General features: G+C 62.9%; 8 protein-coding genes. 1 reads left to right on the forward strand and 7 read right to left on the reverse strand.

The features are described from left to right. Nucleotides 1-32: 32 nt before the first annotated feature. The 6 genes from BCY88_RS04780 to BCY88_RS04805 all read right to left on the reverse strand — a co-directional run bounded on the left by BCY88_RS04780 (nt 33) and on the right by BCY88_RS04805 (nt 11596). Nucleotides 33-1568 carry an efflux transporter outer membrane subunit gene (locus BCY88_RS04780; protein WP_259461239.1) on the reverse strand — a complete coding sequence of 512 codons (1536 nt, stop codon included), beginning with the start codon at nt 1566-1568 and terminating at the stop codon, nt 33-35. Further along, on the reverse strand, nt 1565-4876 hold the full coding sequence (locus BCY88_RS04785) for an efflux RND transporter permease subunit (RefSeq protein WP_120343140.1): 3312 nt from the start codon (nt 4874-4876) through the stop codon (nt 1565-1567). Before BCY88_RS04785 ends, BCY88_RS04780 begins: the two co-directional genes overlap by 4 nt. Beyond that, entirely contained in the window at nt 4873-8004 is a 3132-nt protein-coding gene (locus BCY88_RS04790) for an efflux RND transporter permease subunit (RefSeq protein ID WP_120343141.1), read from the reverse strand. The genes BCY88_RS04785 and BCY88_RS04790 overlap by 4 nt, the downstream gene beginning before the upstream one ends. A 15-nt stretch (nt 8005-8019) precedes the next feature. Continuing rightward, the gene (locus BCY88_RS04795; RefSeq protein WP_120343142.1) at nt 8020-9267 is read right to left on the reverse strand and encodes an efflux RND transporter periplasmic adaptor subunit; all 1248 of its coding nucleotides are present in this window, start codon (nt 9265-9267) and stop codon (nt 8020-8022) included. Between the two features lie 839 nt (nt 9268-10106). Then, nucleotides 10107-10607 (reverse strand): hypothetical protein, encoded by a 501-nt coding sequence (locus tag BCY88_RS04800; RefSeq protein WP_120343143.1) that lies wholly within the window; start codon nt 10605-10607, stop codon nt 10107-10109. 107 nt (nt 10608-10714) lie between these two features. Continuing rightward, nucleotides 10715-11596 (reverse strand): LysR family transcriptional regulator, encoded by an 882-nt coding sequence (locus BCY88_RS04805; RefSeq protein WP_120343144.1) that lies wholly within the window; start codon nt 11594-11596, stop codon nt 10715-10717. A 135-nt stretch (nt 11597-11731) separates the two neighbouring features. Between BCY88_RS04805 and BCY88_RS04810 the strand changes: the two genes are divergently transcribed. Then, entirely contained in the window at nt 11732-12622 is an 891-nt protein-coding gene (locus BCY88_RS04810) for an alpha/beta fold hydrolase (RefSeq protein WP_120343145.1), read from the forward strand. 71 nt (nt 12623-12693) lie between these two features. On the opposite strand, the gene BCY88_RS04815 is transcribed toward BCY88_RS04810, so the two are convergent. Further along, nucleotides 12694-13317, reverse strand: a complete 624-nt coding sequence (locus tag BCY88_RS04815; RefSeq protein WP_120343146.1) for a cold shock domain-containing protein — start codon at nt 13315-13317, stop codon at nt 12694-12696. Nucleotides 13318-13432 lie beyond the last annotated feature (115 nt).

Genomic DNA, 13432 nt, shown 5'->3' on the forward strand with positions numbered 1-13432 from the left:
AGGAGGGTGCCGCCGCCCGCGGCACCTCCGGATCACTGCGCCTTCGTGTCGGCCGTTCCGGCCGCCGCATCCCCGCTTTGCGCAGGCGCTGCCTGCTTCTGCGGATGCCGCGGATCGTGCAGCTGGTCCGCCGACCAGCCGCCGCCAAGATCGCCGAATAGCGACGCTGAGTCCAGCAGGCGTGTTTCCTGAACATTCAGCGCGGTCTGCTGCGTGCTCAACTGGGTGGCTTGCGCGGTCGCGACTGTCGTGTAGTCCACCGTACCGGCCTGATACTCGTTGAACGCGATCTCGGCGCCACGGGTCGCGTCTTTCACGGCGGTATCGAGAACAACCGATTGCTCGGCCAGGATTCGTAATCCGCTCAAGTCGTCTTCGACATTCTGGAATGCCGTCAACACCGTGCCCCGGTAGTTGGCGACGGCCGCGTCGTAGGCCGCCTTCGCCGCATCGACGTCGGCGCTGCGCAAGCCGCCGTCGAACAGCGTTTCAGTGGCGCTGCCGCCGAGCGACCAGACGTAGTTAGCCACGTTGAAGAGACCGGACAAGGGCGATTGCGTGAAGCCGGCCAGCCCGGAAAGGGAAATCTCCGGGTAATACGCCGACACCGCCACGCCGATCGCCGCGTTTTGCGCCGCCATCTTGCGCTCGGCGGCGGCGATGTCGGGCCGGCGTTCGAGCAGGGTGGACGGCACGCCGACGGGCACGCCCGGCAGCGTCGGCATCGTGGTGCTGTGCGTAATCGACAGCTCCTCCGGATTCTTGCCTACCAGCACGGCGATCGCGTGCGCGTACTGAGCGCGCGCTACGCCGAGCGCGATCAGGTTGGATTGCGCCGTCTCGAGCTGGGTGCGGGCCGTGATCAGGTCGGACGGCGGGATGGTGCCCGCCTGATCCTGGTCGGAGACGACATCCAGATAGTGCTGGTAGGCCGCGACCGTCTTCTGCAGAAGGTCGATATTGGCGTCGCTGGTGCGCAGTTCGATGATCGCCGTGGCGAGCGCGACCTGCTCGGAGAGCGTCGCGTTGGCGAGCGTCGCTTCGCTCGATTGCGCTGTCGCGGCGTTTTCTTCTATCGTGCGCCGCACCTGGCCCCACAGGTCAGGCGCCCAACTGACGTTGCCTTCCAGCGAACCCGAGTTGACCACGCGCGCGGTATTGCCGACCGCGCTACGTGCCCTGGTGCCCGACCCGGTTGCGCCGATGGTCGGAAACAGGCTGGCACGCGCCACCCGCACTTCGGCCAGCGCTTCCTGATAGTTCGCGTAGTCGGCGCGCACGGTCTGATTCGACACCGACACCAGCGGTTCGATCTGGTCCATCAGCGGGTCGTTGAAGGCCGTCCACCAGTCGCCTTTCGGCTTGTCCGCCGCCGGCTCGGCTTGCGTCCAGCCCGGCAACTCCGAGTAGGTGGCAGCCACGGTGACCGGCGGCCGGTGATAGTCCGGACCGACCATGCAGCCGCTCGCCAGCAGGGCCAGCGTCACGACGGCCAGCGGCCGCAGAGGACCAAAGCGGTGAAAGCGGTGAAGGCGGTCAAAGCGGTTACGGGAAATCTTCATCGTCATGCCCTCGTATCCGGTTGTCCGGGTTGCTGCGTGTCGCGATTCCATGGCAGGTTGGCGGACCATCTGACCAGCTTGAAACGCAAGCGGTCAAGGTAGAGGTAGATCACCGGCGTTGTGTACAAGGTGAAGACCTGACTCAGGATCAGGCCACCCATGACCGTGATACCGAGCGGTTGGCGCAGCGAGGCGCCCTGACCGATGCCGATCGCGAGCGGCACCGCGCCGAGCACGGCCGCGAAGGTGGTCATCATGATCGGCCGCAGACGGACCACGGCGGCCGAGTGAATCGCGTCCTTGGCCGGCATGCCTTCGCTGCGCTGCAACTGGATCGCGACGTCGACCATCATGATGCCGTTCTTCTTGACGATACCGATCAGCAGGATGATGCCGATCAGCGCGATCACCGAGAACGGCGTGCCGAAAATCAGCAAAGCCAGTGTCGCGCCGATGCCCGCGGACGGCAGCGTCGACAGGATGGTCAGCGGGTGGATCGAGCTTTCGTACAACACGCCGAGCACGATGTACACCACGCCGAGCGCCGCCAGGATCAGCAGCGGGATGGTCCCCATGGATTGCGAGTAGGCCGCCGCCGCGCCGGCGAACGAGCCGTGGATGCTCGCGGGCATACCGATGTCGCGGATCGTGTTGTTGATCGCCACGGCCGCCTTGCTGAGCGACCCGCCCGCCGGCAGGTTGAACGAGATCGTCGCGGCCACGAGGCCGCTCTGGTGGTTCACCTGCGTCGACGTGTGACTGTTCGAGAACGAAGCCAGCGCCGCCAGCGGCACCATGGTTTCCGCCGACGTGCTGTCCGCGCTGCCGGTCGAACTGCCGCCCTTGCTATTGGCGATGCTGTTGGTGGTGGCGTTGGCTTGCGCGTTCGAGTTGAGCGTGTTGGTGGCCGCACTGGCTTCGGTCGCCACCGTCACGCCCGACACGGTTTTGCCCGGCATCTGCGTGCCGGCCGTGCCTGAGGGGTTGCCCGCCGCCGTGCTCAGATAAATCTGGTTGAGCGTCTGCGGGTACTGCCAGTAATCCGGCGCCACTTCCATCACCACGAAGTACTGGTTGAGCGGGTTGTAGATGGTCGACACCGTGCGCTGGCCGAATGCGTCGTACAGCACGTTGTCGACCTGGTTCGGCGCGAAGCCGTAGCGCGCCGCCGTCGAGCGATTGATGGTGACGTAGGTCTGCAGACCGTTTTGCTGCAAGTCCGAGTTCACGTCGAGCAACTGCGCGTGCTCCTTGCTGAGCGCGGCGACGAGTAGCGGTGTCCACTTGAACAGCGCGGCGGAATCGTCGCTGGTGAGCGTGTATTGATACTCGGCGGCGGATTGCCGTCCGCCGATGCGCAGATCCTGCTGCGCCTGCATGAAGAGGCGGGCGCCGGAGACCTCGTTGAGTTTGGGCCGCAGACGGTTCACGACCTCGGTGGCCGTGGCGTGGCGTTGCGCCAGCGGCTTGAGTTCGACGAACACGTTCGCGGTATTGAGCGCGCGGCCCCCCGTGAAACCCGCCACCGAAGCCACTGCGGGATCCCGTTGCACGATCTCCTGCAATTGCGTGAGCTTCTTTTGCATCGCCGGAAAAGAGATGCTCTGGTCGGCGATGATCTGTCCGATCAGGATGCCCGTGTCCTGCTCGGGAAAGAAGGTGGCCGGCACGAGCTTGAACAGGAACACGTTGCCCACCAGCAGAGCGATCAACAACAGGATGATCAGCAGCGCATGGTCCAGTACGGCCGTGAGCGAGCGCGAGTAGGCATTCTTGAAGCGATCGAACTGCCGTTCGACCCATGTCGCCCAACGGGCCTTCGAATGCCCGGCGTTTTCACGGCTCAGCACATAAGCGCACATGGCCGGCGTGACCGTGAGCGAAATCAACAGCGAGATCAGGATGGCGACGGACAGCGTAACCGCGAATTCATGGAACAGCAGGCCGACGACGCCCGGCATCAGCATGATGGGCAGGAACACCGCGATCAGCGAAAGGCTCATCGAGATCACCGTGAAGCCCACCTCGCCGCTGCCTTTCAAGGCGGCCTCTTTCGGGCTGAGCCCGAGTTCCATGTGACGCACGATGTTTTCCAGCACCACCACCGCATCGTCGACCACGAAGCCGGTGCCGATGGTCAGCGCCATCAGCGAAAGATTGTCGATGCTGTAGCCGAGCAGGTACATCGGCCCGAAGGTGCCCACGATCGACAGCGGCAGCGCGACGGCCGGCACGAGCGTGGCGCGCGGCGATTGCAGAAAGATGAATACCACGCCCACCACCAGCAGCACGGCGATGAACAATGTGCGCTCGGTGTCGCCTACCGAGGATCTGACCGACTCCGAGCGGTCGATCGCGATGCCCACGTGCACGCTGCTTGGCAGCGTCGCCTCGATGGACGGCAGCACCTTGCGAATCTGCGCGACGGTGCTCACGACATTGCTGCCAGGCATCGGATACACAATGACGAGGATGGCGGACTTGCCGTTGAAGAGACCGGCATTGCGGATGTTTTCGTTCGAATCCCTGACCTCGGCGACGTCGCGCAACTGGACCGGCGCGCCGTTACGGTAGGCGACCACCAGGTCGCGATAGGGCGCGGCATGCGTGATCTGGTCATTGGAGGTGACCACGTAGCGCTGGCCGCCCTCGTCGAGATGGCCCTTGGCGCTGTCGGCGTTGGCTGCGCTGATCGCCGCGCGCACGTCTTCCAGGCCGATGCCGTAGCTGCTCAGCTTGCCCGGCTGCAACTCGACCCGCACCGAAGGCAGCGCGCCGCCGCCGAGCGTGATCTGGCCCACCCCCTGGACTTGCGAGAGTTGCTGCTGGATCACCGAATCCGCCGAATCGTAGAGCTGGGCCTTGGTGAGGGTGTCCGATGTGAGCGAGAGCACCATGATCGGTGCATCCGCCGGGTTGTACTGGCGATAGCTCGGGTTGCTGCGCAGGGTGGTCGGCAAGTCGGCGCGCGCCGCCTGAATGGCCGCTTCGACGTCGCGCGCGGCGCCGTTGATGTCGCGCTTCAGGCCGAACTCGACCACGATCAGCGAGGTGCCGACGGAACTGGTCGACGTCAGTTCTTCCACGTCGGCAATCGTGGCGAGCCGCCGCTCGAGCGGTGCGGCCACCGTGGTGCCCATGATCTCCGGGCTCGCGCCCGCCATGTTCGCCTGCACCACGATCACCGGAAAGGCGATGTTCGGCAACGGCGCAACCGGCAGCCGGAAGTAGGCGAGCGCCCCGGAGATCAGGATCGCGATGGCCAGAAGCGTGGTTGCGACGGGCCGCCGGATGAATAACGCCGAGATGTTCACGGCGTTTCCTCCGTACCGCCTGGAGGCGGATTCTGCGGTTTGTTGCGGTTACGCCAGCGTCTTGTGCGCTCGGCCATTCTGTCGAAGAACAGATAGATCACGGGCGTGGTGAAGAGCGTCAGCATCTGGCTCAGCGTCAGGCCGCCGATGATCGCGATCCCCAGCGGCCGGCGCAATTCGGACCCCGTGCCGGTGCCGAGCAGCATCGGCAGCGCGCCGAGCATGGCGGCGAGGGTGGTCATCAGGATCGGGCGGAAGCGCAGCAGCGACGCCTCGAAAATCGCCTCGCGCGGCGCTTTGCCGTGATTGCGCTCGGCGTCCAGCGCGAAGTCCACCATCATGATGGCGTTCTTCTTGACGATCCCGATGAGCAGCACGATGCCGATAATGCCGATCACGTCCAGGTCGCTGCCGGCGATCATCAGCGCGAGCAGCGCGCCGATCCCCGCCGAGGGCAGGGTGGACAGAATCGTCACCGGATGGATGAAGCTCTCATACAGCACGCCGAGCACGATATACACGGCCACCAGCGCCGCGATCAGCAGATAGACTTCGCTCGACAGCGAATCCTCGAATGCCTGCGCCGCGCCCTGCAGCGACGAGGTGATCGAGGGCGGCAGGTTCACCGACTGTTCGGCCTGATGAATGGCTTTGACCGCCGTGCTCAGGGAGGCGTCTTTCGCGAGATTGAACGAGATGGTGACCGAGGGGAACTGCGCGAGATGGCTGATCACGAGCGGCGACTTCGTGATCTGGATCTTCGCGATGCCCGACAGCGGCACCTGGCCCGTGCTGCTGGTCTGACTCGGCAGATACAGGTTGCCGATCGACTGCACATTGGGCAGCGCTTCCGGTTTGGCGACGAGAATCACGCGGTACTGAGCCGACTGCTCGAAAATGGTCGAGACGATCCGCTGGCCGAGCGCATCGTACAGGGCGTTGTCGATCGTCGCGGGCGTAATGCCGAAGCGCGCGGCCAGTTGCCGGTTGACCTCCACGTTCACGCTGAGGCCGTCCGTGTTCATGTCGCTTTGCACGTCGGCGAGCGACGGGATCTGCTTCAGCTTCGCCACCAGCTCCGGCACGTACTTCTGGAACGCCTGCTGGCTCGGTCCACGCAGCACGAAGCTGTACTGGTTCGGCGAGACCGTCGTGTCGAGCGTCAGATCCTGCTCAGGCTGCATGTAGAGCCTGACACCCGGCACCTGGGCGACTTCCTGCTGCAGACGCCGCGCAATCTCCTGCGCGGTATCGGAGCGCTTGTCGTGGTCGCGCAGATTGATCAGGAAGCGGCCATTGTTGAGCGTGGAGTTCGTGCCGTCGATCCCCACGTAGGAGGTCAGCGAGGTGACATCCGGGTCTTTCAGGATCGCATCGGCGAGCGCGCTCTGGCGATTCACCATCGCGGCGTACGAGACCGAGTTGTCGGCCACGCTGATCCCTTCGATCACGCCGACGTCCTGCACCGGAAAAAGTCCCTTCGGAATCACCACATACAGGACGCCGGTCAGCACGACCGTGCCGACGGCCACCACGAGCGTCAGCACCTGGTGATCCAGCACCCAGCGCAGGCCGCGTTCATAGGCACTGAGCGTTTTGTCGAACAGGCTCTCGCTGATCCGTTCAAAGCGGCTCGGATGACGTTCGGCCTGGGCGCGCAACATGCGCGCGCAGAGCATCGGCACGACGGTCAGCGAGACCACCGCGGAGATCACGATGGTGACGGCGAGTGTCACCGCGAATTCGCTGAACAGACGCCCGATCACGCCACCCATGAAGAGCAGCGGAATCAGCACCGCGATCAGCGAAATGGTCAGCGACAGAATCGTGAAGCCGATCTGGCCCGCGCCTTCCAGCGCCGCTTCGAGCGGCGTCTTGCCTTCCTCCAGATAACGCACGATGTTCTCGATCATCACGATCGAGTCGTCGACCACGAAGCCGGTGGCGATGATGAGCGCCATCAGCGAGAGGTTGTCGATCGAGTAATTCATCTGGTACATCACGGCCAGCGTGCCGATCAACGACACCGGCACCGAGACGCTCGGAATCAGCGTGGCCGGCACGTTGCGCAGGAACACGAAGATCACCGCGATCACCAGCACGATGGCGAGGATCAACTCGAACGCCGCGTCGGAGACCGACGAGCGGATCACGCCCGTGCTGTCCGACACGACGGTCACTTTCATGCCGGCCGGCAAGGTGGATTCGAGTTGAGGCAACTGCTTCATGATCTGGTTGACGGTCGCGATCACGTTCGCGCCCGGTTGCCGCTGCACGTTGAGCACGATGGCCGGCGTGCCGTTGTACCAGGCGCCGCGCTCGACGTCCTGGGCGGCCTGGCTGACCCGCGCGACGTCGCGCATGAATACCGGCGCACCGTTCTGGTAGGCGATCACCGTGTCCAGATAGTCCTTCGGATCGGTGATCTGATCGTTGCCGTTGATCGTGTAATCGAGATCCGGGCCGTCGAAATTGCCCTTTGGCTGGCTGACGTTGACATAGCTGAGCAACGTGCGCAGATCGTCGATGTTCAGCCCATAGGCGGCCAGCTTGTGCGGGTCCGCTTCGACGCGGATGGCCGGTACATTGCCGCCGCTCGTCGTGACCACGCCCACGCCCGACACTTCGGAAATCTTGGTGCCGAGGCGGTTGTTGGCGACGTCTTCAAGCTGGGTCAGCGACATCGACTTCGAGGTGACCGCGAGCGTCAGGATCGGCTGATCGGCCGGATTGACCTTGGCATAGGTGGGCGGCGCGGGCAGGCCGGAGGGCAGGTAGCTGTTGGAGGCGTTGATGGCCTGCTGGACGTTCTGCTCGGCGATGTCCAGGTTCAGCGACAGATCGAATTGCAGCGTGATGACCGAGGCGCCGTCCGAGCTATACGAGGTCATCTGCTGCAGGCCGGGGATCTCGCCCAACTGCACTTCGAGTGGCGCCGTGACCGTGGTGGCCATCACGTCCGGGCTCGCGCCCGGATAGAACGTCTGCACCTGGATGGTCGGATAGTCGACGTTGGGCAGCGACGAAACCGGCAGCACGCGCATGGCGACGAGGCCCACCAGCACGAGGGCGATCATCAGCAGCAGCGTGGCTACCGGTCGAAGAATAAACAGGCGTGAAATATTCATCGGCGCGTGAGCCCGCTACGACGAAGCCGCATTGGCCGCCGCCGGCGCGGAGGCCGCAGCGGGCTGGGAGGCAGAGGGTTGCGCCACGGCGCCGCTCGCCGGCCGATTGCCTGCCGCGGGCTTGGGCCTGGCCGCCTCGATTTTGGCGCCGTCATTCAGACGGTCGGTGCCGTCGGTGACCACCTTGTTGCCTTCGGCGAGGCCGGACAGGATGACCGTGTTCTTGCCGTCGCTCGGACCGAGCTTGACCTTGTGCACGGAGACCGTATTGTTCGCGTTGACCAGATAGACAAAGTCGCCCGGCGCGCCGGATTGCACGGCGGGGGTCGGCACCAGCACGGCATTTTGCATCGTGTCGACCAGCAGCTTGACGTTGACGAACTCGTTGGGGAACAGCGCTTCGTCGTTGTTGGCGAACGTGGCGCGTAAGGTGACCGTGCCGGTCGACGTGGCCATCTGGTTGCTGACTGCGTAGAGCGTACCGGTAGCGACCTCGCGTGCGTTGTCGCTGCTGTACGCGGTGACGGGCAAGGTAGCGCCGCCGTTCAGGCGCTGCACGATGGTGGCGAGCGAGTCCTGCGGCACCGTGAACTGCACGGTGGTCGGCTTGATGGTGGTGATGACGACGATGCCGGTCGAGGACGACGCGGTCACATAGTTGCCCGGGTCGACGAGGCGCAGGCCGACCTTGCCGGCGACCGGCGCGGTGATGCGGCAATAGGTCAGGTCGAGGTCGAACTGGGCGATGTTGGCGAGATCGGACTGGACCGCGGCTTCGTCCTGCTGCACGAGAAATTTCTGGTCCTCGAAGGTCTGCTGGGCGATCGACTTGCGCTCGTTCAACTGCGTGTAGCGGGCAAGATCGGCACGCGCCTGGGCGAGCGACGCGCGGTCTTTGGCGAGCGCCGCCTGAGCCTGCTGCTTGCTGATCTGATATTGACGCGGATCGATCTGGGCGAGGAACTGGCCTTTCTGTACCTCCTCGCCTTCGTGATAACCGACTTCCGTGAGGTAGCCGCTTAGTTGCGGCAACACGGTCACAGTGGCGGTCGGCGTGACCGTGCCGAGCTCGCTCAGCGTGACCGGCATCGAACCGAGTGTCGCGCTCGCCACGGTGACGACGATGGGCGCGACGTCGCGCGAGGGTTTCTTCCGGGTCACCAGATGGACCACGACAAGCGCGATCAACGCCAGCACGACAATCGTCAATAGAATGAGCCCGCGTCGGGAGCGCTTTGGTTGCTTGGACACGGCTTCGCTCATAGGTATCTCCGGAAACAGATGCTGCCGTTGATGATCGGACGGTGAGTCATTCTCTGCTGGGATTTTGGCAACATGCCATGGTTCTCGCGCGTTGTCACAACACAATCGCCTTTTGGCATGACGTTATCTAATTGAAAGAAATTGGGCTGCGCAAAACATATTGGTCGTGACCGGCTCAGGGATAGGTTATGGCCTGATGATCGGGGTCCCGACAATGAACACGCCGTGAAATTGGCGGTAATGTTTTATCGCGCTGGTCTGGCGAAATAGCGTGTGTGAGGCGTCGCTGACTGCCGCGGCGGCTTTGCTGACATACCGTGTGTTGTTCATGTTTGGCTTGGTGGAAGCGGGTAGACAACGGGCATGGCGTAAATGTACCAGGTACACGCAAAGCTTGAGTTACCGGTGTGAAACATGTTGGGGTCTGAAAGACTCCGGCGGGCGTCTTTCGTCCGCAACCGGCGTCGGTGGGCGGTTGAATGTTGGGGTTTTCTATAGGTGACGGGTAGGGCGAGCGGCAGTCCGCATTGAAAGCCTGGTGAAATTATTCGGACCACGCAGCAGGTCACGCGCCGCGACATTCCTTTGCCAGATATCCCGGCGCTTGCAGAGGAATGCTGATGACGTTGTCAGGGCAGGCGATCGTTATGTGTTCTTCAAGTTGCCGGGATGCCTGCCAGCGCCTGGAAGCGCTGGCAAGCGGCGGCGCTGCCGCTCGGGCGTGAAGCGCTGGAACCAGAGTGAATTATTGGCTCCGGTTTTTAGCCGTTGATTATTCAAAGCTCCCGCGGTACGGATTAAGGACAATTGCCGCCCCAAAGCAGCCAATCCCAGCCCGGTTAAGCATTAAGCCTTGATTTGAACCATGCGTTGCTTGCCGGGGTCAGCAAAAATAACCCGGCGACAGTGACCGCGACGACGTTTACCAACCCTACGACATTGTTATGCTCCAAGGATAGCCCGTCCGTGAACAGGCGATGGGCGGTCGCCACGATGACCAATGCCGTCAAGAAGAGCGCAACGTTTCTGGCCCAAAGTTTTCCGGCCGAAATGCGCATGATGGTGAATGCATCGAAGATTAAAAGTGCGCCGAACAGCACATAAGCCGTGATCGCCCCTTCCACCTGCTGGGGAGTACTGAAAGGCGGAACGCCCACATCAAAACAGATACGGACGAGAAAAACTGAAAATGTAATCCAGAAAATAGCGACGGCGGCTCGGACTGAGATTGGAGTATTGTTTCCCGGGAAAAAGATAAACCTGGTTTTTGCTTTCAAAGGAACCTCCGTCAATTTCAGGTTTAGGGTCGCCGCAATTTGCGGATCATAGTCCTGTTTCAAAGCTTTTTCTATCTGGACAGCTGCGGCTCACATTTCGCAGATATCCGCGCCGGGTATTGGACACTGAAAACTGGCGGCCGGGGGCGACCCGTTAAATTCACCCGGATTTACCAGGCCGCGGCGAACCGGGTGCTGCGCCCGGCGTCGCGCACCGCCCTGACCAGCGCGGCGCCCGCCGCGAAATCGGGCCGCGTGAAACCATAGAAGCGGACCTCCGGAAGCGGCGGCAATCCGCATGTTTCGGTGCCTTCGGCGAGGCCTTCCCGCATCTGGCTTTGCGCCACCGGCGCAACGGCGAACCCCGCGAGAGCAGCCGACAGGCAGCCCGCCATGCTGGCGCTTTCGAAGACGATCTTCGCTGTGCGGCCGGCAGCCGCCAGCGCGCCGAGGGCGGCTTCCCGATACGCGCAGGGTTCGGGGAAAACCGCAAGGGGCACAGGCGCATCGGGATCGATGTGCGCCGAGGCGGCGCACGCCCAGACCAGCGGCTCACTCCAGAGCAGTTCGCCGCCGCCGTCGGTAAGCGAACATTGCTTCCCGAACACCACATCGAGCCGGCCGCGCTCCAGTTGCCTTATCAGGTCGGCGGAAATTCCAACCTTCAGTTCCAGCGACGACTCGGGATGCCGGCGCCGGAACGTGGTCAATACGCGCGGCAGCCAGGAACCGGCGAAGTCTTCGGATGCGCCCACCCGGAGCCGGCCCTGCGCCGGGCGCCCGTGCATGTTTGCGTACGCTTCGCGCTCGAGCGCCACGATTTCCCGCGCGTACATATACAGCGTTTTTCCGGCTTCGGTGGGATGCAAGCGGCGGGTTGTCCGTGCAATCAGCAAGGTTCCGGCTGACTGCTCCAGACGCCTGATATGGCCGCTCACAGCCGAGGCCGTCAGCGCAAGACGCTCGGCAGCGACGGCGAAGCTGCGGCTGTCGATCACCTCAAGGTAAGTTCGCAGCAGGACGATGTCGAATCCAGGTCCCGTCGTGCTCATGCCTGTGCTCGTGCTTGTTGGGGCGACCAAAGTCCACTCCTCGATTAAACGCGATATGAACATAATAGCTAATGATTCTTTGTGAATCATCATGTCGTAGCGCTCTACCATGGGTGTGTACTCAAGGAGGCGAATATGACCGATTACCAATACATCAACACTGACCGGCTCGAGATCGGGTATCTCGAATGGAACCCGCAAGGTGCACGCGCTGTCGTGCTGCAGCACGGTTGGCCTGACAATCCTGCTGGTTGGGAACCCGTGGCGCTGACGCTCGCGGCACACGGGTATCGGGTCCTGGCTCCCACATTGCGCGGCTTTGCCCCGACGCGTTTCCTCGACGCCGCGACGCCACGAAGCGGGCAGCTGGCTGCGCTCGGTCGCGACCTGATCGCATTTGTGAACAGGCTGGGCGTGAGATCGCCGGTGCTCGTCGGGCACGACTGGGGCGCGCGTGCGGTCGCGAACGCATGTGGGCTTGAACCCTCGATCGCGTCGCACCTGGTCATGCTCTCGGTCGGCTACGGCACAAACGATCCCCATCAGACGCTCTCCCTGCAGCAGGCGCGTAATTACTGGTACCACTGGTACATGGCTACGCCGCGGGGCGACAAGACGGTACGCGAAGATCGCCGTGCGTTTGCGCAATCGATGTGGGACTCATGGTCGCCGCAGGGCTGGTACACGAAGCGCGACTTCGATGAAGCCGCTGCCGCGTTCGATGGCCCGGACTGGGCCGACGTGGTGCTGCATTCCTATCGGCACCGCTGGGGTTTTGTTGCAGGCGATCCCGCGTACGCGGAGGACGAAGCGCGGCTGAACCCGGCGCCTGTGCTCGGCGTTTCGACGCTCGTGCTGCACGGTGCGGCGGATAGTTGCAATGCGCCGCAGAGCTCAGCCGGACGCGAGCCGTTTTTCACAGGGCGTTACACACGCCAGATTCTCGACGGCGTGGGGCATTTTCCTCAACGTGAGTCGCCGCAGCAGGTCGCGGACGCGATTCTCGCGTTTTGCGCGCAGCCTTGAATCGTCGCCGGGTTGGCGAGTCGCGCAACAGTACCGGGGCAGTGTGCTATCGAGCCGGCAGTTCAACCTGGCTATCGCTTATCGCTTCGCCGATCCGCGTTGACCCAGGAAGACCTGGCGTTAACAAGGGCGATGGAGCGAATTAGCATGTCAAGCACAAAACGAACGGCTGCCGCAGAGCCTGGATGCGTACGGAGAAAGTTGGCGAGCGGGGGAGAGAGGCGGTAATACAAGCGGACCATCGCCCGGCCAACGAACGACCGATTCAAGACGTGATCGCGGAAGTTCCTGAGCAAGCGTACCTTCGGCGCATCGTAATCGCCGTACACAGCAGTGGCGAGGAAGCAGCCGAACTTCCGATAGGTCGCGCCACAGAAGGGACAAACCGATTTCTTAGGTTCTCCGCGATAGGAGATCATTCGCGGGACCATTCGTTTCTGGCAGCTTGCGCAGACGACGCGATCGTCGGCGGACTGCGCGGCTTGCCTGGGGCTCGCAGCACGCTCGAGGACGGTCACTTTGGTCGCACGAGACGCGCGCCTTCCTTGTGTAACTTCAAATTCGACTGTATCGCCGTTTGCGGGAAGCGTCACACCCGAAACGTCCCGCACACTAACGTGATAGTCGATTCCGTCCTGCCCGACAATAAAGCCGTATCCCCTCTTTTGAGAGAACCATTTGACTGTTCCACGCATTGCGTTACCTTTCGTTGATTTTTATCGATGCGTCGAACGTTTTGCCGTCGATAGCTAAGTGGCTGTAAGAAAGCGACACGGAGACAATCTCGCGAAGATTCGTTGCTTGCCCCCG

It is taken from the genome of Paraburkholderia fungorum, from assembly GCF_003610895.1.
Classification (GTDB): domain Bacteria; phylum Pseudomonadota; class Gammaproteobacteria; order Burkholderiales; family Burkholderiaceae; genus Paraburkholderia; species Paraburkholderia fungorum_B.

Coding starts and splice junctions, on each gene's coding strand:
- BCY88_RS04780 (WP_259461239.1), bottom strand. CDS start 1,568: ATGACGATGAAGATTTCCCGTAACCGCTTTGACCGCCTTCACCGCTTT.
- BCY88_RS04790 (WP_120343141.1), bottom strand. CDS start 8,004: ATGAATATTTCACGCCTGTTTATTCTTCGACCGGTAGCCACGCTGCTG.
- BCY88_RS04805 (WP_120343144.1), bottom strand. CDS start 11,596: ATGAGCACGACGGGACCTGGATTCGACATCGTCCTGCTGCGAACTTAC.
- BCY88_RS04795 (WP_120343142.1), bottom strand. CDS start 9,267: ATGAGCGAAGCCGTGTCCAAGCAACCAAAGCGCTCCCGACGCGGGCTC.
- BCY88_RS04810 (WP_120343145.1), top strand. CDS start 11,732: ATGACCGATTACCAATACATCAACACTGACCGGCTCGAGATCGGGTAT.
- BCY88_RS04815 (WP_120343146.1), bottom strand. CDS start 13,317: ATGCGTGGAACAGTCAAATGGTTCTCTCAAAAGAGGGGATACGGCTTT.